This window comes from Mesorhizobium robiniae (assembly GCF_040545535.1).
Taxonomy (GTDB): Bacteria; Pseudomonadota; Alphaproteobacteria; order Rhizobiales; family Rhizobiaceae; genus Mesorhizobium; species Mesorhizobium robiniae.
On sequence record NZ_JBEPMC010000002.1, the window covers coordinates 422,184 to 443,806 of the forward strand.

Here is a 21,623-nt window from a genome sequence, read left to right on the forward strand (position 1 = left end):
AACGAGGCTGCTGCGCGGGTATGATGTAATGGTAGCTTGTCAGCTTCCCAAGCTGAACGCGCGGGTTCGATTCCCGCTACCCGCTCCACCTTGCTCCGCCTGAGGATGACGACCGTCGCGGTTTCGGGCCGGTCGGCGCCGGCACGCAGCGGTTTGGCCACCTGATCGAGTCTTGGTCGGCGGCGTATATCAGCTTCCAGAACATACCGTGATTCTAATAAGCAGCAGCAACAAAAGACGCTGATCCGCGTTGCGCTTGATCTGAAGGCCAGCAGGGAGGCACCAAAATGGCCGAAGACAAGAGCAATAGAGGTTCTGGCGGCGAAAACCGCGTCGCGAGTGACGGAGAATTTGAGTTCCGCTATTTCGCCAACAAGTTTGGCCTTTCAATACCGCAGATCCGCGAGCTTTTTGGCAAACACGGTAACGATCGCGAGACCCTGTATCGGGAGGCTCGGAAGCTCGGAACGCAGAGAACGGTTCTCGAACAATGATCAAACTTTCACAACCGGGACCCATTACCGGCGAGCGATATATTGACGAGTTCGAGCATAAGAGAAACCATTTCTATCCGTGTTCGACAGCCGGCAAAGTTGTAGATGCTGGGGACCTGCGGCAGGCCATCTGGCACGATCAGCCGAGGCGCGAGCCGCTGGAACTCGATTCCTGACCTAGTAAAAGGGACCGCGATGTTCGGCAAAGACCTCTTGGTTCGTATGCTCGACCGCCGCGACACCCTGCCGACAGACGAGATCGCGCTTATTGACGCTCTTCCGGTCCGGCCGGTAACTTTCGGACCCGATGAGGAGATCGTCAGGGAGGGTTCCCGCCCTGCCGAAAGCTGTCTTGTCGCGAGTGGTTTCGCAGTTCGAAACCAGGCCATTCGGGAAGGTAAGCGTCAAATAACGGCAATCCACGTCCCGGGAGACTTTGTCGATCTGCATAGTTTACTGCTAAAAATGATGGATCATAGCGTGAGCGCGCTGGGCTCGTGCGATGTAGTTTTCATTCGACACAAAGACCTGCTCACAGCGATGGATAGAAGTCCACATCTTACCCGGATGTTCTGGCTTTCAACCGCCATCGATGCCTCAATCCAGCGAACTTGGATAACCTGCCTCGGCCGTCGGTCCGCCAAACAGCATCTCGCACATATAATTTGCGAGTTGTATATCCGGTTAGAAATAGTTGGCTTGGCCTCTGACCAGTCGTTCGCGATCCCACTAACGCAAGCGGAATTGGGCGACGTGCTTGGTCTATCTGTAGTTCACGTGAACCGGACGCTGCAGGAACTTCGAGCAACGGACCTGGTTAGCTGGAAAGACAGGAGGATTGTTATCCTGGATTTCGAGCGGTTGGCGTTGCTGGCCGACTTTGATGCGACCTACCTAAATCTTTTTCATGAACCGCGGTGACTGCCTCGGCCAGGGCGCACGAATGCGGCATCAAGATTTCTGGCCAAATAAACAATGTGAATGAGCCCTCGCTCCGGATCGATTACTGCTGGGTTTAGTAAGCACGGTTCACGTCCAAGAAGGATTGCGCATGCGCGAGCTCGAAAACCTCATCGAACAGTACATAAATATTCGGAGGCGGCGCCATAGTTTCATATCGACTGGGCTCGCCGTAAAGGCCCTCAAACAGATTGTTCCGACATGTCCGGTCTCTGATTCTGACCTGGCAAACATGATTGCTGATCGTGCAATCGACCACGACCTTCCGGTGAGCTTTGACCTCAATGCGGGTTAGGCCTGGTGCTCCATAAAACCAGCCTGACCATGGGCCTTTGAAGTCCGATGCGCAAGACGCGGACCAGGGTCCGTTCCTTGGAACACCTACGTGTGCGAACTTTCCAGGAAGTCTGCCAGGCTCACATATCATTTAGAAATATCTAATTTAGTTACTAGTGATGGAACCTGTTTGCCCCAGGCAAGTTCGTTAGGCAATGGAGGAGATTGCCACCATGAACAGTGTCATTTATCTCATCGGCCTTGTCGTCGTCGTGCTTGCGATCCTCTCCTTCCTCGGGTTCCAATAGGAGAGATACCATGCAGCGCGAAGACGATCAGGGGCGTAAGCCGGCCGATTTCGAAATTGCCAAAAGCGAGTTGTCCGAGCGGTTTCAGCAGGAAGCGCAGACCGCGACGGAGGCACTCCATGGCGCTCGCGATAAGGCGGGCGATTATGCCTCGGAAGCGAAGCAGGCCTTACTCAGCCAGGCCGAGGGAACACAGCGCGATATCAGCTCCAACCTGAAGGCCTTTAGCGGAGCGCTGCGAGCGGCAAGCGAGCATCTGGCCAATAATGATCAACGGACCGCTTCGAAGTTCACCCTCGACGCCGCCGGCGCACTTGAGCGCTTTTCATCTTCGTTGAAGGACAAACCGTTCGAAGATGTTCTCGGCGAGATGCGGTCGTTCGGCCGCGAAAACTCGGGGGCGATGATCGCCGGTTCAGTATTGGCAGGCTTGGCGCTGGGGCGATTTATCAAGAGCTCGCCGCCATCTGCCCCGACCGAAACACAGCGTCGATCGGCAACAGATCGGCCTTCCGAAACGGCTTCGACCTCGGACGAGTCCGTATTGCGATCGGCAGAGGCCCCCGACCCGACGCCGCCCTCCAACCAGCGCGACGGTGACTTGGCCGGCGACGACTGGGCGGGGGCAAACCTGGAGCAGAACCCATGACCGACAATCAGGAAAGCCGTGGCCTCGCAACCCTGGTTAGCGATCTGGCACAGCAGGTCACGACGCTGCTTCAGACCGAAAGTATGCTGTTGCGGGCCGAAATGTCGGAAAAAATGAGCAAGGCCGGCGCTGGCGCGGCTGAGGTTCTGGGTGGCGCCATATGCCTCCTCGCGGCCTTGATGGTGCTTTTGCAAGCACTTGTGATTGCCCTGGCGAGTGCCGGGTTGGGAGCGGGATGGTCCTCGCTGCTGGTCGGGATCGTCGTCGCGATACTGGGAATCATTCTTTTGCGTTCTGGCACTAAAAGCATTGCACCTTCCGAGCTGGCCCCCGGTCGCACACAAGACCAACTGAAGCGCGACGCGCGCGTGATCAAGGATCAAATAAGATGAGCGACAAATCCGCAGCCGAACTCGAACGCGAGGCCGACATCGCCCGGGCGAAAATTGCAGACACCGCCGATTCGATCCGCAGCAAGATGACACCGGGTCAATTGATCGACGAATTTACCGGAATGTTCGCCGGCGGCGAAGGGCCTGCCATGCTTGGCAATCTCAAGTCGCAAGTCAGGGACAACCCGTTGCCGCTGACGTTGATTGGAGCCGGGCTGGCGTGGCTTATGCTTGGCAACGGCACGTCAGGAACCAGTTCAGCTGCTGCCACATATCGGACAGGCATGGCTCCCGACGCTTTCTCCGACCTGCGCGGCGATGATTTCAGCCAGGGCAACGAAGGGTCCGGTATAGGGGCGATGCTCTCCGATACCGCCGGTTCAGTGACCTCAGCAGCAAGCGGCGCGGCCGAAGCTGCAGCAAACGCTGCAACTGGCGCCAAGGAGAGGACGACAAAAACCGCCGGACAGCTCGGCTCAAGCGCCAGCGAGATAGCGGCTCGGACGCGCCAATCGGCACAAGACCTCTTCGAGCGCGAACCGCTGGCTATCGCCGCAGTCGGACTTGCGCTGGGCACTGCCATCGGGGTGATGCTGCCCCACACAGCCACAGAGGACGAGCACCTTGGCGCCTACCGCGACAAAATTCGCGACAGTGCGGAGGAGGTTTTCGAAACCGGTCTGGAGCAAGCAAAGCAAGTTGCCGCCGAGGCTTACGAAACGGTCAAGGAAGAGGCCGACCGGCAAAGCTGGGGTGGAGATGCCGACACACTGGCAGGCAAGGTCGGCAAAGTCATGGAATCGGGGGCAAAGCGAACCGAGGAAGCCATTCGCGATCGTTTGCCGGGGTCGTCGGACGGGTCTTCTGCAAGCTCATAGCAGCGCTAGCCTGCAAGAGCAGGACTGCTGGCCAATCGATTTTGCTACAGAGCAAACTCGTCGGCGGTGTGGGCGACCCGAGCGATATTCTGAATTGAAGCGGCTTGGCCGACGAGCCGTGCCGCGAAAGTACGATTTGTCGCCTGGATGCCAAGCGGAACAGCTGCGATAGCTATGCAACGAATCGCTTGAGTTAACAGCCTCCGGAGGGCACGACTAACCCGTTGGGTTCACTGATCCTGATGCGGGTTCGCTACCCGCTCCAGCCGTCAGCCCACCTCTCTCAAAATGAAGTCGTGCAGCATCTTGGCCGCCGGCGACAGCACGCGATTCTTCACGGTGATCAGGCTATAGGGCCTGACCTCGATGTCGAACTCGGTCTGGACGACGTCGATGGCGCCGGCCAGCCCCTCGGGGTTTTGGATGAATTTCGCCACCTGGATCGACACCGGCGCGATGGCATCCGACTGCGCGACCATGACCAGGGTGAGCAGCAGCGAGCTAGTGTTGAGGATGCGGTCCGGCAGCGCGATGTTGCGGTTCAGGAAATTGCTTTCCATCGCCTGGCGCAGCGGCGAGCCGCCCGACTGGAAAACCCAGTCGTACGCGGCGGTCTCCTCCAGCCCCACCGCCTTGCCCTTGGCGAGCGGGTGGCCGCGGCGCACGATCAGGCAGGCTTTTTCGACGCCGATGACGCGAGCCTCGAACAGCCGCGGATTGAGGTCGTCGGGGACGCGCGCGATGATGAAATCGTGACGCGTGGCGATCAGCTCGCGCGCCAGCACATTGGAGGTCTCGACCTGCATGGTGATCTCGATGCGCGGATAGATGCGCCGGATTTCGCGGATCGCCGGCACGGCGAGCTCGATCGCAGGGGCAGTTACCGCGCCCAGGAATACCGAGCCGCCCTTGCCAGCCTTGAGCTCTGAAATCTCGCGGTCGACCTCACGCATCTCGAGTAGGATCGAACGCGCGCGCCTCGCCAACGCCTTGCCATAGGGCGTCAGCGTGATGCCGCGCGGCAGCCTTTCGCACAGTTTCACATCGAGCACGGCCTCCATCTCGGCGATCATGCGCGAGGCGGCGGGCTGAGAAATGTTCATGACCTGGGCTGCCGCACTGACCCGGCCATGGTCGTCGAGAGCTGCGATCATACGCATGTGGCGCAGGCTGAGGCCGCTGCGCAGCAGGATCTCTCCGTCGCCGGAGAGTTCTTCGTAACTGGCTGAAAGTCCATCAGGATTCCGCAGCGCCGCCATGGTCTTTTCTTGTCCCGCTCGTGGCCGACCCGGCAATCCGGCCAGGTCTTCGTCGGCTTTCAATATATCAGTTTCGGTATAGCAACCATCAAAGATCGCATTTGACAGTTATGGCAAAGAGCCACACCCTTTGCCGGTCCTGAGGCTTGACCGTCGCCAGCGAGAAAAATCGCATCGACTGGAACCAGAGTCTCAGGGCCGATTGGGAGGATACCGGAGATCGATATGACGGCAGCGGCGCGTTTGGGCGCTCCTGCACGATCGCGCGGCCCACGAAACCCAGGGTGCGCGTCCATCAACCAGGGAGAGTTAATGTGAAGATCATCAAGACACTGGCCGCCGTCGCGGCCCTTGGCATCGCGGCCATGACGTTGCCTGCACAGGCAGGCGAAGGCCTCGTCGGCGTGCTGATGCCCACCAAGACCTCGCAGCGCTGGATCAACGACGGCGACGCCGTCAAGTCCCAGCTCGAGGCTCTCGGCTACACTGTCGACCTGCAATATGCGCAGGACGATATCCCCAATCAGCTCAGCCAGCTGGAAAACGAAATCACCAAAGGACCGAAAGCGCTGATCATCGCCTCGATCGACGGCACCACGATGTCGGACGCACTGCAGAAGGCGGCTGACGCGGGCGTCGTCGTCGTCGCCTATGACCGTCTGATCAAGAAGACGGCGAATGTCGACTACTACACGACATTCGACAATTTCGGCGTCGGCGTCATCCAGGCCAAATCCCTGCTCAAGGGCCTCGGCTATCCCGAGAACAAGGGTCCGTTCAACATCGAGCTGTTCGGCGGTTCGCCGGACGACAACAACGCCTTCTTCTTCTACAACGGTGCCATGTCGGTGCTGCAGCCGCTGATCGACGACAAGACGCTGGTCGTGAAGTCCGGCCAGATGGGCATGGACAAGGTCGGCACGCTGCGCTGGCTGGCGGCGACCGCTCAGGCCCGCATGGATAATTTGCTCTCCGCCAACTACTCGGATGGCAGCCGCGTCGATGGCGTGCTCTCGCCATATGACGGCCTGTCGCGCGGCATCATCGCCTCGCTGCGCGCCGTCGGTTACGGCACGGCCGACCAGCCATGGCCAATCGTCACCGGCCAGGACGCCGAGACCGCTTCGGTCAAGGCGATCATCGCCGGCGAGCAGTACTCGACCGTGTTCAAGGACACCCGCGAACTCGCCAAGGCGACGGTCGAGCTCGTCGACAAGGTGCTCTCGGGCGGCAAGCCGGAAGGCCTCGACACGACGACCTACAACAACGACGTCAAGGTCGTTCCCTCGATCCTGCTGACGCCACATGAGGTCGACAAGTCGAACTACCAGGCCCTGGTGGTCGACTCCGGCTACATCAAGGCCGACGAGCTGAAGTAATCTCTGATATGAAGACTGGGGTCCTGCGCAATGCAGGGCCCCTTTTCGTTAACCAGCGAGGCCGGTATGTTTTGCCGATCTCGGAGGAGCTTAATTCCTGATGACCTCGACGATTTTGGAGATGCGCGACATCACCAAGACGTTCCCCGGCGTCAAAGCGCTGTCCAACGTCAATTTGCGCGTCGAAGAAGGCGAGATCCACGCCGTAGTCGGAGAGAACGGTGCCGGCAAGTCGACGCTGATGAAGGTGCTGTCGGGCGTGTATGCGTCCGGCACCTATGACGGCGCGATCATCTACCGTGGCGAAGAATGCCATTTCAAAGGCATCCATGACAGCGAACACAAAGGCATCGTCATCATCCACCAGGAACTTGCGCTGGTGCCGATGCTGTCGATCACAGAGAACATTTTCCTCGGCAACGAACACGCAAAATATGGCGTCATCGACTGGAATGCCAACGAGACTCGCACAAGCGCCCTGCTGAAGAAGGTGGGCCTCAAGGAGGATCCCAAGACGCTGATCACCAATATCGGCGTCGGCAAGCAGCAACTGGTGGAGATCGCCAAGGCGCTCAGCAAGGAAGTGAAGCTGTTGATCCTTGACGAGCCGACCGCGAGCCTGTCCGAAAAGGACAGCCAGGCGCTGCTCGATCTATTGCTCGAATTCAAGCGGCAAGGCATCACCTCGATCCTGATCTCGCACAAGCTCAACGAGGTCAACCGGGTCGCCGACAAAGTCACGATCATCCGCGACGGGCGGACCATCGAGACGCTGGCCAAGAAAGACATCCGCGAGGACCGCATCATCACCTCGATGGTTGGCCGCTCGCTCGATAACCGTTTCCCGCCGCGCGAGCCGAAGATCGGCGAGACCGTGCTCGAAGTGAAGGACTGGTCGGTCTATCATCCGATCCACGCCGATCGGCAGGTGATCAAGGGCATCGACATCGACGTCCGCAAGGGCGAGGTGGTCGGCATCGCCGGGCTGATGGGCGCCGGACGCACGGAATTCGCGATGAGTCTGTTCGGCAGGTCGTACGGCCGCCGCATTACCGGCGAAGTGCGCCTCAAAGGCAAGCCGATCGATATCTCTTCGGTGAGCAAGGCGGTGGAACACGGCATTGCCTACGTCACCGAAGACCGCAAGACCTACGGGCTCAACCTGATCGATCATATCAAGCACAATATCACGTTGGCCAACCTTCCCGGCGTGTCGCGCCATAGCGTGATCGACGACATGCGCGAGCTCGCCGTCGCCAACGAATACAAGGCCAAGACCAACATCCGCTCGTCCAGCGTCTATCAGATGACCGGCAATCTGTCGGGCGGCAATCAGCAGAAGGTGGTGCTGTCGAAATGGCTGTTCGCCAATCCGGAAGTGCTGATCCTCGACGAGCCGACGCGTGGCATCGACGTCGGCGCCAAGTATGAAATCTATACGATCATCGCGCGTCTTGCCTCCGAGGGTAAGGCGATCATCGTCATTTCGTCCGAGATGCCCGAGCTGCTCGGCATCACCGACCGCATCTACGTCATGAATGAAGGGCGCATCGTGGGAGAAATGGCCGCGGCCGACGCAAATCAGGAAAAAATCATGCGCGCCATCGTCCGGGGAGAAGGAAAAGCATCATGAGCACCGAAAGCGCTCCGGGGCCGCAGAGCGGCGTCGCCCAGGACCTCCAACAGACACCTCGCGTTGCCGTCTCGGCCCTGGTCACCAATCTGCGCGAATACGGCCTGATCCTGGCGCTGATCGCCATCATGCTCTTCTTCCAGTTCACGACGTCCGGAACGCTGTTCAAGCCGGTGAACCTGAGCAACCTGGTGCAGCAGAACAGCTTCATCATCGTGATGGCGCTGGGCATGCTTTTGGTGATCGTCTCCGGCCATATCGATCTCAGCGTCGGCTCCGTCGCCGGCTTCATCGGCGCGCTCGCGGCGATGATGATGGTCATCTGGCCGCTTGGCCCTTTGAGCAATCCGCTGGTGGTGTCGATCATCTGCCTGATCGTCGGTGGCGCAATCGGCGCGGCGCAAGGCTACTGGATCGCGTATCACCGAATACCGAGCTTCATCGTCACACTGGCCGGGATGTTGATCTTCCGCGGCATCTGCCAGGCGCTGCTGGGTGGCGGGTCTTCCGTGGGGCCGCTTCCGGTCGGCTTCAAGGCGCTCAGCTCCGGCTTCATTCCTGATGTGATCGGTTCATTGACGCTGATCCCGCCGGTCGTGAACGCCGCCGGCAAGACGATCGTCGGCAGCGGGTTGACGCTGCACATGACGACGATCGTGATCGGTCTCGTCGCCGTATTCGCCTATGCCTACTTCGGGCTCAGGGCACGGCGCAGCCGCGAGCGGCATGGCTATGAAGCCGAACCCTTCATGCTGTTCGTCGTCAAGACCCTGGTGACCAGCGCCCTGGCGCTGTTCCTGGTCTACCAGTTCGCCACCTACAGAGGCCTCCCGATCGTCCTTGTGGTGATGGGCGCGCTGATCGCCCTGTTCGTCTTCGTCACCAAACGCATGACGATCGGCCGCCGCATCTATGCGATGGGCGGCAATGCCAAGGCGGCGCAGCTATCAGGCATCAAGACCGAAAGGCTGACCCTTCTAGTGTTCGTCAATATGGGCGTGCTGTCGGCGCTTGGCGGCCTGATCATCGCGGCGCGCCTGGGGCAAGCCGTGCCGGCGGCGGGCCTCGGCAGCGAGCTCGACGTCATCGCCGCCGTGTTCATCGGCGGCGCTTCGGCGATGGGCGGCGTCGGCCAGGTCATCGGCGCTGTGGTCGGGGGTTTCATCATGGGTGTCATGAACAACGGCATGTCGATCATGGGCGTCAATGTCGACTGGCAGCAGGTAGTCAAAGGCCTGGTGCTGCTCGGTGCCGTGGTCTTCGACGTCTACAACAAGAACAAGGGTTGAAGCCGGGAGAAACCTGGCCGGACGAGGAAACCATACGGGTCAGATCGCGGCTGCCGGCAAGGGCCGGCGCGAAGAAGTCTCCTGAGAGACCAGGCCAGCGAGCGCAATCCGGACGAAGAATTTCACCCGTGGCACGGATTGGTCCCGAGCCGCGCAGGTCAGGGTTTGCCAAATGGGCAGCCGGGCCAAAGCACCAGAGAGAGGGTACATCATGCTGATCTCCCAGATCCTCGACGAGGCCGAAACGATTCGCGTCGTTGCCCGCAATGGCGGCAAGACCAGGATCATTAACGGCGCCCGCAGCGTCTATTCGCTGGCAATGGAGGCTGCGCGCACCGGCAGCGGACTTGTCGCTCTCATCGAGCGCAAAGGGTTCGGTGAAGCGATCGACCTCGATGCCGCCTATAAAAAGGGACGGCTTTTGTCGCCGATCAACCATCCCGATCCGGCGCATCTCCACCTCACCGGCACTGGATTGACGCATCTCGGTTCTGCCGCGACACGCGATGCCATGCACAAGAAGCTCAGCACCGACGGCGAGGAGCAGCTCACGGATTCCATGAAGATGTTCCGCATGGGACTGGAAGGCGGCAAGCCGGCCAAGGGACAGACGGGCGTCCAGCCTGAGTGGTTCTATAAGGGCAACGGCACCATGGCGGTGGCGCCCGGTGCGGCGCTTCTGTCGCCCGCATTCGCCCAGGATGCCGGCGAGGAACCGGAGGTTGCCGGCATCTATGTCATCGGCGACGACGGCGCACCGTTCCGTGTCGGCTTCACGCTGTCGAACGAATTTTCAGACCACGTCACCGAGCGCGTGAACTATCTGTTCCTGGCGCACTCGAAGCTGCGCAACGCCTCTTTCGGGCCGGAGATCCTGATTGGCGATTTGCCGGCCGACATCAGGGGGTCCTCGCGCATCGTTCGCGACGGCAAGCTGCTGTGGGAAAAGCCGTTCCTGTCGGGCGAGGCGAACATGTCGCACACCATCGCCAATCTCGAACATCACCATTTCAAATATTCGGCCTTCCGGCAGCCGGGCGACGTGCATGTGCACATGTTCGGCACGGCGACGCTGTCCTTCGCCGACGGCGTCAGGACCGAGGCCGGCGACGTGTTCGAGATCGAGGCCAAGGATTTCGGCCTGCCGCTGCGCAATCCGCTCGAAATCGAGCAGCCGGTGAAGGTGGCGGTGAGGGCGCTGTGAGGCAGCGTCACAATTTGGGAGCTGGAAATGAACAGAATGCGGCTTGTCATTGTGTTCGCTGGCCTGGCCCTGCTCCTGATCCAGCCATCGGTGGTCTTTAGCGCCGGCCAATGCAGCCCGAAATCCTACCGTGAAGCCCGCTCGGCGATGACAAGCCGTCTTCTGGCAACCGGCTATTCGAAAGTGCAGGTGGGCTTTCTGATGCGCAACACGGATCGCATGACATCAGCGCTTCGCAGCGACAGGCTGAACGACAATGGCAGGGTTTGCGGTATCGACTCCGCCAGAGCCCATATTCTCGGTTGCCTCAACAAGCAGTTGTTCCTCTTGAAGCGCGGCTCAAAGGCGGCGCTCGACGAGGAAAAACAGACCGAAGGGTTTTGGGGCAGGAAGCGTTTGGCCATACGCGAACTGCGCTTTATCGGCCAATTTCATGGCTGCTTGGGCGCCGCGAAAGAGTATCTCTTTCGCGGCTGACCAGCGAAGCTGACTCTCAATAAATATCGAAGTCGAAATACTTGGCCTGGATCTTCTTGTAGGTGCCGTCGGCGACGATCGCATCGATGGCGGCGTTGAGCTTTTCGCGCAGCGCATTGTCTTCCTGACGCACGGCGATGCCTGCTTCCGTCTCGGTGCCCTTGACGTCACCGACCATCTTGCAGCAGCCGTCGCTCGATTTCTTCATCCAGTCCGTCAGCACGAACTTGTCTGAGAGGACGGCATCGAGGCGGCCGTTCATCAGGTCGGCAACCGCCTCCTCCTGGGTCGGATAGAGCTTTGCCTCGGCGCCGGCCTTGCCATAGACATCCTGGGCATAGTCGGCCTGGGTGGTCGAAGCCTGGGCGCCGACCGTCTTGCCGGCGACTGCGGCGGGTTCGGTCGAGGCAATATCGCTGTCCTTCAAGGCCACCAGCGAAAGCGGCGTCGTATAGTATTTGTTGGTGAAGGAGACCTGCTTCTTGCGCTCCTCGGTAATGCTCATGGACGCGACGATGGCGTCGAATTTTCTGGCCTGGAGCGCCGGGATCATGCCGTCCCAGTCCTGCGTGACAAGTTCGCACTCGACCTTCATCTGAGCGCAAAGCGCCTCGGCGATGTCGATATCGAAGCCGACGAGCTTGCCGTCCGCGGTGATGGTGTTGAACGGCGGATAGGCGCCTTCGGTGGCGATCTTCAATTTTTCCTGTGCTTGCGCCGACAAGGAGCCGGCCGATATCACCAGCATGGCGGCTGTTGCTGCCGATGCGATCCATCTTGAAATCTGCATTTTTTTGTTCCCTTGGTTCAGAGCCACCCTGACGGCTGGACACAGCCAAGCACGACCCGCAGGGTTCAGGCAAGCACGGTCTGATCGTGATCGGCGATCAGCGCGCGGCGCGGAAATGCTTGGACAGTTTCAGGCCCTGCGCCTGGTAGTTCGAGCCGAGATCGGTGCCGTAGAGTGCCTGCGGCCGCTTCAGCATGTGCTCGTAGACGAGGCGCCCGACGATCTGGCCGTGGTCGAGGATGAACGGCACTTCGTGGCTGCGCACTTCAAGCACCGCCCTGCTGCCGGTGCCGCCGGCCGCCGAATGGCCAAAGCCCGGATCGAAGAAGCCGGCATAGTGGACGCGGAATTCGCCGACCAGCGGATCGAAGGGCGTCATCTCGGCGGCATAGAGCGGCGGCACATGCACCGCCTCCTGGCTGACGAGGATATAGAATTCGTCCGGATCGAGCACCAATTCGCCGGCACCGCTCTTGTAGAGCGGCTCCCAGAAGTCGACGACATCCTGCGCGGCGCGCTTGTCGACGTCGACCAGCCCGGTGTGGTGCTTGCCGCGGTAACCGACCAGGCCATCCTTATCGCCATCGAGATCGATCGACAGCGCGATGCCACCACCGGAAATGTTGGGTGGCTCGGTGGCGACGAGCGTCTCGGCACGGTGCAATTCGTGCAGCTCGCTTTCCGACAAAAGCGCATTGCCGGTGCGGAACCTGATCTGCGACAGCCGCGAGCCGGCGCGGACGACGATCGGAAAGGTGCGCGGACTGACTTCCAGATAGAGCGGACCGTTGTAGCCGGCAGCGATCTTGTCGAACTCATGGCCGCGATCGGTCATCACGCGAGTGAAGATGTCGAGCCGTCCCGTCGAGCTCTTCGGGTTGGCCGAGGCCGAAATATTTGCCGGAAGCGCCAGGCTCTCGAGCAGCGGCACGATATATACGCAGCCCGTCTCCAGCACCGCACCGTCGGCGAGATTGATTTCGTGCAGCTTCAGACGGTCGAGTTTTTCAGCGACCCTGTGGTTTGGGCCGGGCAGGAAAGAGGCGCGCACCCGCCAGGCCTTGTCGCCAAGCCTGAGGTCGAGGCTGGCTGGCTGGATCTGGTCGGCGTCGAGCGCGCGCAGCGACGTCAGCGCACCCGACTGGAACAGTGCGGAAATGTCCTGATCGGGAAGAATGCCTGTCTGCCGCAAAGTCTGGCTCCGCTTGAAGGCCGGGCAAGGTCTCGTTTCTTGCAGTCTTATGCCGCAAAACCGTGAGACGCCCTCAGGTCAGACCCAAGGGCAGGCTTTTGCGGAACCTGCTGGTACAAACCTCTTAATCATGCCGGCAATTGACGCAAGCGAGGTCCGGGTCTAAAGGGTCGTTATCCCGTGGTGATTTGGCCGGTCGGCTTGCAGCCACGTTAAACAAGTCGCTAAAGGACCGTCGGGCCGCAAGGCCGTATGGACCGGTTGCGACTTTCGCGGCCGGTTTTTTTGTGTCTGGAACAAAAGTGATGACAAGCAAGAAGCGCAATTGGAAACCTCAGACAGCACTCGTGCATAGCGGGACCTTGCGTTCCGGTTTCGGCGAGACCTCCGAGGCGATGTACCTCACCCAGGGCTATGTCTACGACACCGCGCAAGCGGCCGAGGCCCGTTTCAAGGGCGAGGAACCGGGCTTCATCTATTCGCGCTACGCCAATCCGACGGTCGACATGTTCGAGAAGCGCATGTGTGCGCTGGAGGGCGCCGAAGATGCCCGCGCCACAGCGTCGGGCATGGCTGCGGTGACGGCGGCGCTGCTGTGCAGCGCCAGGGCCGGCGACCATATCGTGGCGGCGCGCGCGCTGTTCGGCTCCTGCCGCTGGGTGGTCGAGACGCTGGCGCCGAAATACGGCATCGAGGCGACGCTGGTCGACGGCACCGAAATCGCCAATTGGGAACAGGCGGTCAGGCCCAACACCAAGCTGTTCTTTCTTGAAAGCCCGACCAATCCGACGCTGGAAGTCGTCGACATCGCAGCCGTTGCCTCGCTTGCCAATTCGATCGGCGCGCGGCTGATCGTCGACAATGTCTTTGCCACGCCCTTGCAGCAGAAACCGTTGCAGCTCGGCGCCCATATCGTCGTCTATTCGGCGACCAAGCACATTGACGGCCAGGGTCGCTGCCTCGGCGGGATCATCCTGTCGGACAAGAAGTGGATCGACGAGAACCTGCACGACTATTTCCGCCACACCGGTCCCAGCCTGTCTCCGTTCAACGCCTGGACGCTGCTAAAGGGCCTGGAGACGCTGCCGCTGCGCGTGCGTCAGCAGACGGAAAGTGCCGGCAAGATCGCGGATTTTCTTGCCGAGCGATCGGAAATCGCCCGCGTTATCTATCCCGGCCGCGCCGACCACCCGCAGGCGGCGGTCGTCAAGAAGCAGATGTCGGGCGGCTCGACGCTGATCTGCCTTGACGTCAAGGGCGGCAAGCAGGCAGCCTTCGCCTTGCAGAACGCGCTCGATATCGTGCTGATTTCCAACAATCTCGGCGACGCCAAGAGCCTGATCACCCACCCGGCGACGACGACGCACAAGAATCTGAGCGATGAGGCGCGCGCCGAGCTCGGCATCGGGCCGGGCACGCTGAGGCTGTCCGTCGGACTTGAGGACACGGACGATCTGCTCGCAGATGTCGAGCAGGCACTCAAATCAGCCAAATAGCAGTCGCCGCGCGGCAGGGATTTCTCAGACGCTTTCTTCCAACTCGGTCATAGCCTTGGTGCGGATGGTCATGGCATTGCCGCGCCATTCGACAGCACCGCCCAGCCAGCCACGTGCCCAGATGGCGGGAAGCACCGTATCCCGCACGATCATCGCAGTGACGGTGCGTGGCGAGAGATACCAGCCCTTGGACCAGGCGAGCATGCATTCCGGCAGATAGGCAATCAGCAGTACGCATAAAGCCGTGGTGGGCAAGCTGACGCCGGCACTGGCCGCCGCGATCAGCGCCAACAGCAGTGGCATTGCCGCGCCGGTTAATATCTCGGGCGCGAAGAACAGCGGGAAGGTGACGCGGCGCAGCCGCGCCCAGCGGGCCTGTCGCGACCAAATTTCGCCAAATGTACGCTGGCCGAGCGGCTGCTCGAACGGTGAGGCGACGAGATTGACGCGCAAGCCGAGCCCATTGACCAGCTTGGTCGCAGCAGCGTCCTCAGCGATCTCGGCGGCGAGCGCGTGGATACCGCCGTTCGCGTCAAGCATCGGCTTGTTCCACAGCATGCTCTTGCCCTGGGCAAAGCCGAGGCCAAGTGCCTCGCCGGCATATTGCCAGCGCGCCTGCAGCGTGTTGAGAAAAGCGCATTCGACTTCGGCCCAGAAGCCATCCGGCCGCGAGCCGATCGGGGTCGAGCAGACAAGGCCTGTGGTCGGCCGCCATGCGGCCATCAGGTGCTGGATATAGTCTTTGGGCATCAACACGTTGGAGTCGGCAAGGATGACCCAGTCGTGGCGTGCGGCTTCCCAACCCTTGACGCAGTTATTGAGCTTGGGATTGGCGCTAATGCGGTCATCGCCGGTGAGCAGCCGCGCCGGCACATGGGGATAACGGGCAATAGCGGCGTTGATGAGATTGACCACTGGATCGTCGGCATGGGCGACGCAGAAGATCAGTTCATAGTGTGGCCAATCGAGCGAGAAGGCGCGCTGAAGCGTCTCCTCGGTGAACGGCTCGACGCCACGCGACGGCACGACGATCGAGAGAGGCGGCGGCTTCCCGGAGGGTGCAGCGATGACCTGCCGCTTCTTGAGCCGCGACGAGGCGAGCATGATGCTGGCGAGATTTGAAAAAAGAAGGGCTGAAGATGCAACGGCGGCTGCGAGAGTCAGTTCCATCGAGATCTGGTCACTCCGGAAAGGCCGCCTGCGGCCGTTTCATGAGAGCGCCGCGTCCATTTGGACGCGCCAAGGACGCTCTAACGCATTTGAGTCTACGCATCGGCCCGAAAATCAAACTCGATTTTCGGGCCGATGTGGTAGTCGACAGAGCGCCCGAGTCGCCCGGCACGGTCTGTGCACACCAGCATTGTCATGTGTCACTTAAATGACATTGTTTTTCGGCACGTGCGCTTTGAGGTCGGCAAACGGGGTCTGCGCTCCCGCATCAAACCGCGCAGCGGGACAAATGTTCCCTGCCGCAGCAACCGGAGTAATCCATGTACCGCGCCGTCACGCGCAACATCGAAGTGCTGGTCAGGCCGTTCTATCTGGAAGATCGCTCGGACCCGTCGGAGAACCGCTATGTCTGGGGTTATCACGTGACCATAGACAACCAGTCGGACGAGTTCGTTCAGCTTCTGTCGCGCTATTGGCATATCACGGACGGCGCCGGCCGCGTCGAGGAAGTGCGCGGCGCCGGCGTCGTTGGCGACCAGCCCGAGCTCAACCCCGGCGACAGCTATCAATATACGTCCGGTTGCCCGTTGCCGACGCCTTCCGGCATCATGGTTGGCCACTACACGATGCGCAACAAGCGGGGCGAGACGTTCGATATCGCCATCCCCGCCTTTTCGCTCGACCTGCCGGGCACACGGCGCACCGTCAACTGACAGCTGTCACTGCGCCGCGGTAAATTCCGCTGGGTCGAAGTCATACTGCTTCGAGCAGAATTCGCAGGCGACGTGAATGCCGCCATCCTCGGTGCTGTCCCTGATCTCGTCGGCGGAGAAACCTTCGAGAATGCCGCGGATCTTCTCCTTGGAACATGAGCACTGGTCGGCGACCGGAACGCCGCCGAAGACGCGGACGCCGTGCTCGTGGAACAGCCGGTAAAGCAGCCGCTCGGCGCCGATCGTCGGGTCGATCAGTTCCGTCGGCTCGATGGTGCCAAGCAGTGCCAGCAGTTCCTGCCAGGAATTGTCGACCGGATCGTGAATCTCGTCGCGCGGATCGCCGTCGCCGCCCGGAAGGTCGGGCACACGCATGCGCTCGGGCGATTGCGGCAGGAATTGCGCCAGGATGCCACCGGCACGCCACTGCTCGCGGGCGCCGCCGATGCCTGGGGTCAACAGCTTGGCCACCGAGAGCCTGAGATCGGTCGGGATCTGCTCCGACTGACGGAAATAGGTGCGCGCGGCCTCCTCCAGCGTCTCGCCGTCAAGCTGGACGATGCCCTGATAGCGCTGCGTGTGGGCGCCCTGGTCGATGGTCAGCGCCAGGACGCCGCTGCCGAGCAGCGTCTGCTGCGAGGACTCGCCGGCGGCGGTCAGCGCCTCCAGCCGGTCGGCATCGAAACGCGCATAGGCCCGTAGCGCCGACGGCGTGGAAAAATCCGCGACCAGCATGTCTACCGGCCCGTCGGTGCGGGTCTGCAGGATGAACTTGCCCTCGAACTTGAGCGAGGTGCCAAGCAGCACCGTCAGCACGCAGGCTTCCGCCAACAGGCGGGCGACCGGCTCGGGATAGTCGTGACGGCTGAGGATCGCGTCGAGCATCGGCCCGAGTTGGACGGTGCGGCCGCGCACGTCGAGCGGGCCGACCTCAAAAGGCACGACATGATCGTCGCCGGCGTAGCCGAATTCGCCGAGTTTGGGTTGATGTTCAGCCAATTGATGAGTTTCCAACATAACAAAGCTCCGGGGCGCGGCCATGCCGCCCTCCGGGGCGCATGCGTCGAAACGCGCTCGATTTGCGTGATGCGCCTGAGATAGGCACCACGCATTGCCGGATCAAGGTGGGCCGGATCAAGCTGGCCTGGATCAGGGTGGCCCGGATCAAGCGCCGAGGCACCAGGCCAAAACCGCCTTCTGGGCGTGGAGCCGGTTCTCGGCTTCGTCGAACACCACCGAATGCGGCCCGTCGATGACCTCGTCGGTGACCTCCTCGCCGCGATGCGCCGGCAGGCAATGCATGAACAATGCGTCCGGCTTTGCCTTCGCCATCAGCGCCGCATTGACCTGGTAGGGTGAAAAGACATTGTGGCCGCGCGCACGGTGCTCCTGGCCCATAGACACCCAGCAGTCGGTGACGACGCAGTCGGCCTCGTGCACCGCCTCCTCGGGCGAGCGGGTGAAATTGAATTTACCGCCATGCGCCCTCGACCAGTCGATATGCTTCTGCGCCGGCTCACTGCCTTCCGGCACGGCGACATTCAGGTTGAAGCGGAACCGCGCCGAGGCTTCCAGCAGGGAATGCAGCACATTGTTGCCGTCGCCGGTCCAGGCGATGGTCTTGCCGGCAACCGGACCGCGATGTTCCTCGAAGGTCATGATGTCGGCCATCAGCTGGCAGGGATGGGTATCGTCGGTCAGCCCGTTGATGACGGGAATGGTGGCGTTCTCTGTCAGCTCGAGCAGCCGGTCATGCGATGTAGTGCGGATCATGATCGCATCGACATAACGCGACAGCACCTTGGCTGTGTCGGCGATGGTTTCGGAGCGGCCGAGCTGCATCTCGGTGCCGGTCAGCATGATGGTCTCGCCGCCGAGCTGGCGCATGCCGACGTCGAAGGACACACGCGTGCGCGTCGACGGCTTGTCGAAGATCATGGCCAGCACCTTGCCTTCGAGCGGCTTGGTCCGCTCACCGGCCTTGAGCTTTGCCTTCCGCACGACTGCATCATCCAGCATGAAGCGCAGATCGCCTTCGGAAACGGCGGAAAGATCGGTGAAATGGCGAAGGCTCATTTGGGGTCTTTCGACTGTTACTTCGCGGCAGCCGCGGCGATGGCGTCCGCCAGGCCCCGGGCACCGGTGCGGATGCGGTCGAGCGCTTCATGGATCTCAGCATCGGTGACGGTGAGCGGTGGTAGCAGGCGGATGACATTGTCGCCCGCCGGAACCGTCAGCAGATGCTGATCGCGCAGCGCCGTGTTCACCTTGGTGTTGGGCATCGCACATTTCAGGCCGAGCATCAGGCCGGTTCCCCTGATGTCTTCGATGACATCAGGGAATTCGTCGGCAACGCCCGCCAGCCCCTGCTTCAACAACAGCGCCTTGCGCTGGACATCCTCCAGGAAGCCGTCTTCCAGCACCACGTCGAGCACTGCGTTGCCGACCGCCATCGCCAGCGGATTGCCGCCAAAGGTGGTGCCATGCACGCCAGCGGTCATGCCGACCGCTGCCTCGTCGGTGGCCAGGCAGGCGCCCATCGGAAAGCCACCGCCGATGCCCTTGGCGATTGCCATGATATCAGGCGTCACACCGGACCATTCATGCGCGAACAGTTTTCCGGTGCGGCCGATGCCGCACTGGACCTCATCGTAAATCAAGAGCAGGTCATGCTGCTCACAGAGCTGCCGGAGCCGCTTCAGCGACTGTGTCGGCACCGGGCGGATGCCGCCTTCGCCCTGTACCGGCTCGATCAGGATCGCTGCGGTCTCCGACGTGATCGCCTTTTCGGCGGCGTCGATATCATCGAAACCGACCTGATCGAAGCCTTCGACCTTGGGCCCAAATCCTTCGAGATATTTGTATTGGCCGCCCGCCGCTATCGTCGCCAGGGTGCGGCCGTGGAAAGCGCCTTCGAAGGTGATAATACGAAAACGCTCTGGATGGCCCTTGACGAAGTGGTAGCGCCGCGCCGTCTTGATCGCACATTCCAGCGCCTCGGCGCCGGAATTGGTAAAGAACACCTTGTCGGCGAAGGTGGCGTCGACCAGCCGCTCACCCAGCCGTCTCTGCTGCGGAATCTCGTAGAGGTTGGAGATATGCCAGAGCTTGGCGGCCTGCTCTGTAAGTGCAGCGACCAGATGTGGGTGGCTGTGGCCCAACGAATTCACGGCAATGCCGCCAGCAAAATCGAGGTATCGTTCGCCCTTGTCGGTAATCAGCCAAGTGCCTTCCCCGTGGTCGAAGGCCAGGGGTGCGCGGGTAAAGGTCTCGAAAAGCGCCGAACCGCTCATTATATGCGTCTCCGGAACCGGAAAATCAAAAAGCCGCCAAAGCGGCGGCCTTTGCGGCTTATCGTGTTTTTCGGCCATGAAGTCAACGAAAACGTCGCGCAAAGACACGCGACAAGCCTCCCAGCCAGATGCCGGCTCATAAGCGACCGGGCAAGTTGGGGAAAACCGAAAAAACCGATTCGTGTTGCCCTCGGGACTCTTGTCACCGAGTCAGCGCATAAGGTAATTGTAGTCGAGAAATAACTAGATTTCGTGCGGCGGACCTAATCACCCGATATATGTGGTGTCTGCCCGGCAGAAGCCGGGTCGGGATTGGATTCCGATTGCCTCACGCCTCAGCAGGAGCGCGGTCATGAACTGGACTGACGAGCGAGTAGAACTTCTTAGAAAATTGTGGTCGGAGGGACTAAGTGCCAGCCAGATCGCCGCCCAGCTTGGAGGCGTCAGCCGCAATGCGGTCATCGGCAAAGTGCATCGGCTGAAACTGTCGGGCCGCGGGCGTTCAACCGCCACGCCGGCGCGTCAGAAAAAAAGTGTACAGGGATCGAGCATCCAGAAATCGGTGTCACGGGCCGCGAGCACCGCGCGGCATATCACCACGTCGATCGGCGCGACGGCGCTGCAGGCGCAATTCGACGCCGAGCCTGTCGCGCGTCATTACATCCGCCCGGTCGAGAATGTCGTCGTGCCGATTTCACGGCATCTGCAACTCGTCGAGCTGACCGAGCGGACATGCAAATGGCCCAATGGCGATCCGCTTTCGGAAGAGTTCCATTTCTGCGGCAACGACGCGGCCGAAACCGGGCCCTATTGCAAGTACCATGCTCGCGTTGCGTTTCAGCCTGCCTCGGAGCGGCGGCGCAGTAGGTAGTTAAGGGAATAGGGGAATAAGGCAGTACGGCAGTATGTGGTGAATTGCAGAGAAGCGCCTCACGAGGCGATGCCCTACTGCCCTTAGGCGGGCCGTTTACTTAGCGGGTAGCGCTGCCGGTAGAACAATCTTGTCCGTCTTGTCGCCCTTTGGCCGCTCGGCCGGCATCTGGTCGCCGGTGACGATGTAATAGATCGTCTCGGCGATGTTGGTGGCGTGGTCGCCGATCCGCTCGATGTTCTTGGCGCAAAATAGCAGGTGCGTGCAAGGCGTGATGTTGCGCGGATCTTCCATCATGTAGGTCAGCAACTCGCGAAACAGGGACGTGTACACCGCGTCGATCTGGTCGTCGCGGTCACGCACGAAACCGATCTTTTCCACCGAGCGCGATGCGTAGACGTCGAGCACTTCCTTGAGCTGCGTCAACGCCAGGTCGGCCAAGGCCTCGATGCCACGGAACAGGCTGGTCGGCTGGCGCCCTTCCGTGACGGCAACCACGCGCTTGGCGACATTTTTGCCGAGATCGCCGACCCGTTCGAGGTCCGCCGAGATACGGATCGCGCCGACGATCTCACGCAGATCCGTCGCCATCGGCTGACGCTTGGCGATGATGACAATCGCCTTGTCGTCGATCTCGCGCTGTCCTTCGTCCAGAACGAGATCGTCGCGGATCACCTTTTGGGCTAGGCCGGGGTCGGCGTTGACCAGGGCCGCAATCGCTTGTTCGACCATGCGTTCGGCATGCCCGCCCATGGCGGCGATGCGCTTCGACAGATATTTCAGCTCCTCGTCATAGGCGCTGACGATGTGCACGGACTGCATGGAAATGCCTTCCATAGTGAGTCGTTTCCTCGAATCCCCGCTGATACGCTAGCCGGATGACAGAAAAAAGAAAAAGCC

Annotated in this window: 21 protein-coding genes, 1 tRNA gene and 1 riboswitch; of the genes, 14 read left to right on the forward strand and 8 right to left on the reverse strand. The window is 61.0% G+C overall.

Annotated features, from left to right (window positions below):
• Nucleotides 1–14: 14 nt before the first annotated feature.
• The 6 genes from ABID19_RS06415 (at nt 15) to ABID19_RS06440 (ending at nt 3,957) form a co-directional block, all read left to right on the forward strand.
• A tRNA-Gly gene (locus tag ABID19_RS06415) sits at nt 15–88 on the forward strand.
• Between the two features lie 199 nt (nt 89–287).
• Complete coding sequence (locus tag ABID19_RS06420; RefSeq protein ID WP_352936947.1) at nt 288–494, forward strand: DUF3606 domain-containing protein; 207 nt, start codon at nt 288–290, stop codon at nt 492–494.
• 195 nt (nt 495–689) lie between these two features.
• Complete coding sequence (locus tag ABID19_RS06425; protein ID WP_354488937.1) at nt 690–1,415, forward strand: Crp/Fnr family transcriptional regulator; 726 nt, start codon at nt 690–692, stop codon at nt 1,413–1,415.
• Between the two features lie 633 nt (nt 1,416–2,048).
• Complete coding sequence (locus tag ABID19_RS06430; RefSeq protein WP_354488939.1) at nt 2,049–2,687, forward strand: hypothetical protein; 639 nt, start codon at nt 2,049–2,051, stop codon at nt 2,685–2,687.
• The gene (locus ABID19_RS06435; RefSeq protein ID WP_354488941.1) at nt 2,684–3,079 is read left to right on the forward strand and encodes a phage holin family protein; all 396 of its coding nucleotides are present in this window, start codon (nt 2,684–2,686) and stop codon (nt 3,077–3,079) included. The genes ABID19_RS06430 and ABID19_RS06435 overlap by 4 nt, the downstream gene beginning before the upstream one ends.
• On the forward strand, nt 3,076–3,957 hold the full coding sequence (locus ABID19_RS06440) for a hypothetical protein (protein ID WP_354488943.1): 882 nt from the start codon (nt 3,076–3,078) through the stop codon (nt 3,955–3,957). The genes ABID19_RS06435 and ABID19_RS06440 overlap by 4 nt, the downstream gene beginning before the upstream one ends.
• A gap of 269 nt (nt 3,958–4,226) precedes the next feature.
• Here the strand turns inward: ABID19_RS06440 and ABID19_RS06445 are convergent, their stop codons facing one another.
• On the reverse strand, nt 4,227–5,216 hold the full coding sequence (locus ABID19_RS06445) for a LysR family transcriptional regulator (protein WP_354488945.1): 990 nt from the start codon (nt 5,214–5,216) through the stop codon (nt 4,227–4,229).
• Nucleotides 5,217–5,530: 314 nt separating this feature from the next.
• Between ABID19_RS06445 and chvE the strand changes: the two genes are divergently transcribed.
• The 5 genes from chvE (at nt 5,531) to ABID19_RS06470 (ending at nt 11,198) form a co-directional block, all read left to right on the forward strand.
• Nucleotides 5,531–6,595, forward strand: coding sequence for a multiple monosaccharide ABC transporter substrate-binding protein (gene chvE / locus ABID19_RS06450; protein ID WP_352933837.1), 1,065 nt, complete (start codon nt 5,531–5,533; stop codon nt 6,593–6,595).
• 100 nt (nt 6,596–6,695) lie between these two features.
• A complete protein-coding gene (gene mmsA, locus ABID19_RS06455) occupies nt 6,696–8,228 on the forward strand; it encodes a multiple monosaccharide ABC transporter ATP-binding protein (RefSeq protein WP_352933840.1) in 1,533 nt (510 codons plus the stop codon).
• Entirely contained in the window at nt 8,225–9,517 is a 1,293-nt protein-coding gene (mmsB, locus tag ABID19_RS06460; RefSeq protein WP_352933843.1) for a multiple monosaccharide ABC transporter permease, read from the forward strand. Before mmsA ends, mmsB begins: the two co-directional genes overlap by 4 nt.
• 211 nt (nt 9,518–9,728) lie before the next feature.
• Nucleotides 9,729–10,721, forward strand: coding sequence for an AraD1 family protein (gene araD1, locus ABID19_RS06465; protein ID WP_354488948.1), 993 nt, complete (start codon nt 9,729–9,731; stop codon nt 10,719–10,721).
• A gap of 27 nt (nt 10,722–10,748) precedes the next feature.
• Nucleotides 10,749–11,198, forward strand: a complete 450-nt coding sequence (locus ABID19_RS06470) for a hypothetical protein (protein WP_354488950.1) — start codon at nt 10,749–10,751, stop codon at nt 11,196–11,198.
• 16 nt (nt 11,199–11,214) lie between these two features.
• On the opposite strand, the gene ABID19_RS06475 is transcribed toward ABID19_RS06470, so the two are convergent.
• Both ABID19_RS06475 and ABID19_RS06480 read right to left on the reverse strand, forming a co-directional pair.
• Nucleotides 11,215–11,988, reverse strand: a complete 774-nt coding sequence (locus ABID19_RS06475; RefSeq protein WP_354488952.1) for an ABC transporter substrate-binding protein — start codon at nt 11,986–11,988, stop codon at nt 11,215–11,217.
• Nucleotides 11,989–12,085: 97 nt separating this feature from the next.
• Complete coding sequence (locus ABID19_RS06480; protein WP_354488954.1) at nt 12,086–13,180, reverse strand: 2'-deoxycytidine 5'-triphosphate deaminase; 1,095 nt, start codon at nt 13,178–13,180, stop codon at nt 12,086–12,088.
• A 170-nt stretch (nt 13,181–13,350) separates the two neighbouring features.
• A riboswitch (SAM riboswitch) is annotated at nt 13,351–13,428 on the forward strand.
• Between the two features lie 57 nt (nt 13,429–13,485).
• On the opposite strand from ABID19_RS06480, the gene ABID19_RS06485 reads away from it, so the two are divergent.
• Entirely contained in the window at nt 13,486–14,676 is a 1,191-nt protein-coding gene (locus tag ABID19_RS06485; RefSeq protein ID WP_354488956.1) for an O-succinylhomoserine sulfhydrylase, read from the forward strand.
• Nucleotides 14,677–14,700: 24 nt separating this feature from the next.
• Here the strand turns inward: ABID19_RS06485 and ABID19_RS06490 are convergent, their stop codons facing one another.
• Nucleotides 14,701–15,846: a ceramide glucosyltransferase gene (locus tag ABID19_RS06490; RefSeq protein WP_354488958.1), complete on the reverse strand. Its 1,146-nt coding sequence runs from the start codon at nt 15,844–15,846 to the stop codon at nt 14,701–14,703.
• A 320-nt stretch (nt 15,847–16,166) separates the two neighbouring features.
• On the opposite strand from ABID19_RS06490, the gene apaG reads away from it, so the two are divergent.
• A complete protein-coding gene (apaG, locus tag ABID19_RS06495; RefSeq protein ID WP_354488960.1) occupies nt 16,167–16,559 on the forward strand; it encodes a Co2+/Mg2+ efflux protein ApaG in 393 nt (130 codons plus the stop codon).
• A gap of 6 nt (nt 16,560–16,565) precedes the next feature.
• Here the strand turns inward: apaG and ABID19_RS06500 are convergent, their stop codons facing one another.
• The 3 genes from ABID19_RS06500 to ABID19_RS06510 all read right to left on the reverse strand — a co-directional run bounded on the left by ABID19_RS06500 (nt 16,566) and on the right by ABID19_RS06510 (nt 19,852).
• The gene (locus tag ABID19_RS06500; protein WP_354488962.1) at nt 16,566–17,600 is read right to left on the reverse strand and encodes an Hsp33 family molecular chaperone; all 1,035 of its coding nucleotides are present in this window, start codon (nt 17,598–17,600) and stop codon (nt 16,566–16,568) included.
• A gap of 123 nt (nt 17,601–17,723) precedes the next feature.
• A complete protein-coding gene (argF, locus tag ABID19_RS06505; protein WP_354488964.1) occupies nt 17,724–18,635 on the reverse strand; it encodes an ornithine carbamoyltransferase in 912 nt (303 codons plus the stop codon).
• A gap of 17 nt (nt 18,636–18,652) precedes the next feature.
• Nucleotides 18,653–19,852 carry an aspartate aminotransferase family protein gene (locus ABID19_RS06510; protein WP_352933871.1) on the reverse strand — a complete coding sequence of 400 codons (1,200 nt, stop codon included), beginning with the start codon at nt 19,850–19,852 and terminating at the stop codon, nt 18,653–18,655.
• A 352-nt stretch (nt 19,853–20,204) separates the two neighbouring features.
• Here ABID19_RS06510 and ABID19_RS06515 point away from each other — a divergent pair, with 352 nt between their 5' ends.
• A complete protein-coding gene (locus ABID19_RS06515; RefSeq protein ID WP_354488966.1) occupies nt 20,205–20,723 on the forward strand; it encodes a GcrA family cell cycle regulator in 519 nt (172 codons plus the stop codon).
• Nucleotides 20,724–20,819: 96 nt separating this feature from the next.
• On the opposite strand, the gene phoU is transcribed toward ABID19_RS06515, so the two are convergent.
• Nucleotides 20,820–21,545, reverse strand: coding sequence for a phosphate signaling complex protein PhoU (gene phoU / locus ABID19_RS06520; RefSeq protein WP_352934453.1), 726 nt, complete (start codon nt 21,543–21,545; stop codon nt 20,820–20,822).
• Between the last annotated feature and the right edge of the window lie 78 nt (nt 21,546–21,623).